This window comes from Coxiella endosymbiont of Ornithodoros maritimus, assembly GCF_907164965.1.
Classification (GTDB): domain Bacteria; phylum Pseudomonadota; class Gammaproteobacteria; order Coxiellales; family Coxiellaceae; genus Coxiella.
Window position 1 is genome coordinate 1 of the sequence record NZ_CAJRAM010000077.1, and the last position, 2,982, is coordinate 2,982.

Here is a 2,982-nt window from a genome sequence, read left to right on the forward strand (position 1 = left end):
TACGGCCGATGCCAAGAGGAATTTTTTATCAACTTCTCCTGAAAGAACTCGCTCAACGATTAGCCCTTGATCTCAGTGAACTCGACTCACTCACGGTTGCACCGCCCCCCATCCCTACCGCTTCTACCCGAGTGCCCTCTTTGGCTTATCATGCCTTATCAATCCTAGCCCAAGCCCCTTCACTCGTGAGCGTCATTCAAGACATGACGATTCCAAAAAGTCAGGACCCTCAAGTACAATTTTTAGCCAAAATGGTCGTCTTTTTAAAAAAACGACCCGTAATAAGCACTGGCGAATTGCTGGCCTTTTGTCCCGAATCCCAACGCCGCCTGCTGGCCCAATTAGCCGCTTACAAGACGAGATTATCAGAGGACGATCTCGCTGCTGAATTGAAAGACGCGATTAATCGCCTTCACGAACAACACCAAAAGGAAAAAGCTTTTCAAGGACTTATCAAAGTTTCTCATAAAGAAACACTTGACGAATGAGCAGACTATCCCTATATAAAAACAGAACAGTAATGACTGATTTGACAAATTTAACATGGTATATTGATAGGTTATAGTCATAGAACTCAAGCTATCCTAACGAAGGGGTAAAAGAACACTTATGCCAAGCCGTAAAAAAAAATCCAGCGCTACCAAAACCAAGAAAAAAACAACTGTTAAAAAAGCCTGTATAACTGCTAAAGCTAAACCTTCCGTAAAGTCAAAGCTTAAAACGATAAAGCGCCCGCCGGCAAAACCGAAAGCGGTGACAGCGGCTAAAACTAATTCTAAAAAAGAAAAGCCTAAAGTCGGGACACAGCCATTAACTAAAACTGCTGAGAAAAAGTCTTCTGCGCCGTCTTTAGAAACTCAACAACCCGAGATAGGAGAGAACGCAGCAGAAAGCCAACGTTTAGGCTTTGGCGCACTCCTAGAAGAAGCGAAAAATAAGGGCTACCTGATACACGAAGATTTAATTAACCTTCTCCCTAACGATTATGCAGATCCTTCCCAAATGGAAAGCATTATTGGTCGTTTAACCGAAATGGGTATCAAAGTTTTCGAAATTCCTCCTGACGCCGATTCCCTACTTTTAGAGGAAGATACCCAATCCGACGATGACGAGATCAACGAGGACGTGGCCGAAGTATTAGCGACAGAAACCCGAACTACTGATCCAGTTCGCATGTACATGCGTGAAATGGGGAGCGTAGAGTTGCTAACGCGGGAAGGCGAAATTATCATCGCCAAACGCATTGAAGAAGGCATCCGCCAAGTCATGGGCGCCGTGGTCCAATACCCTGAACTCATTGAAAAATTTATTAAAGAATATGACACCATCGTAGCGACTGAGGGTCGCTTAAGCGATCTACTCATTGGCTTCTTTGACGAAGAAGAATCAACAGCCTCCCCTGTTGCACCAGAAACCCGTGGTAAAGAAGCTGAAACCTCGGATGAGGACGACGGAGGAGAAGGTGGCAGTGATGAATTCGGCGAGAGCGGTCCTGACCCCATCATTACTCAACAAGACATGGAAGAGCTTAAAAAGCTGTACGGGCGCTATCAAAACGCCATTAAACGTTATGGCAAAAAAGCGCCGGCAACGCTCAAACATCAAAAAGCCTTGGCTGAGTTGTTTTCAACGTTTAAGCTTTCAATCAAGCAATTTAACCGCCTCACCGGCCAATTACGTCGAATGCTAAGAGCTGCACGCGCTCAAGAACGTTTAATCATGAGTTATTGCGTGGCCAAAGCAAAAACGCCACGTAAAAAATTTATTGCTTCCTTTCCGCATAATGAAACCAACATGAAGTGGTTGGAACAATACAAAAATGAAAACAAAGAACAAGCGAAACGACTGGAAAAATACAGCAAAGAAATCTACCGTGCTCAACGAAATTTAGCGCAGCTGGAAAAGCAAAATAATTTAACCATTCAAGAAATCAAAGAAATTAATCGTCGTGTTGCTATCGGCGAGGCAAAGTCGCGGCGTGCTAAAAAGGAAATGATCGAAGCTAATTTACGCCTGGTTATTTCGATCGCAAAAAAATACACCAACCGGGGGCTGCAATTTCTGGATCTCATTCAAGAAGGAAACATTGGCTTAATGAAAGCTGTTGACAAATTTGAATATCGCCGCGGTTACAAGTTTTCAACCTACGCCACGTGGTGGATTCGTCAAGCAATTACGCGTTCGATCGCCGACCAAGCCCGGACTATCCGGATTCCTGTGCACATGATTGAAACGATCAATAAACTCAATCGCATCAGTCGACAAATCCTCCAAGAAACCGGAATAGAAGCCACGCCCGAAGAACTGGGTCGACGGATGGATATGCCGGAAGAAAAAGTCAGAAAGGTATTAAAGATCGCAAAAGAACCAATTTCTATGGAAACGCCTATTGGTGAAGATGAAGATTCTAATCTCGGTGATTTTATTGAAGACATCAACATGGAATCACCCATGGATTTCGCCACTTCGGCCGGCCTCATGGAAGCCACGCGAGAAATTTTGTCTACACTTACCCCACGCGAAGCAAAAGTATTGCGGATGCGTTTCGGTATCGACATGAATACTGATCACACGCTGGAAGAAGTAGGCAAACAATTTGACGTCACGCGAGAGCGAATTCGTCAAATTGAAGCCAAAGCTTTACGCAAACTGCGCCACCCCAGTCGCGCTGAAAAATTACACAGTTTCATAGAAGTTGAGGAATAAGCAACTCTCGGTGGAGGACGGTAAATTTTACTAGGGTCTGTTTTATTGTTTGATTTCTTCGCAAAGCTAAGTAACCTAATGAAAAGTGCCCCTCCTTAAAGAGGGCGTTATAATGCGCCAACATAGAGTTTCTATTTTTAAAAAAAGGAGCAGGGCCATGAAAGATATTAAAATACTTGGTGTTGGTATTTATTGCAAAAGGGGTTTTTCAACTGTGTGGGATTGATGAGTGGGGTAAGGTGATCCACACGAGAGGGGTTAGGCGCTCAATATGTG

1 protein-coding gene and 2 pseudogenes are annotated in these 2,982 nt (G+C 44.1%); all 3 read left to right on the forward strand.

Going from position 1 to position 2,982, the window contains the following annotated elements:
* Nucleotides 1-488: pseudogene (locus OWO34_RS07200) on the forward strand (DNA primase); the annotation flags it as partial.
* A 121-nt stretch (nucleotides 489-609) separates the two neighbouring features.
* The gene (rpoD, locus tag OWO34_RS07205; protein ID WP_267257052.1) at nucleotides 610-2,706 is read left to right on the forward strand and encodes an RNA polymerase sigma factor RpoD; all 2,097 of its coding nucleotides are present in this window, start codon (nucleotides 610-612) and stop codon (nucleotides 2,704-2,706) included.
* Nucleotides 2,707-2,863: 157 nt separating this feature from the next.
* Nucleotides 2,864-2,982, forward strand: a pseudogene (locus OWO34_RS07210) (IS110 family transposase); the annotation flags it as partial.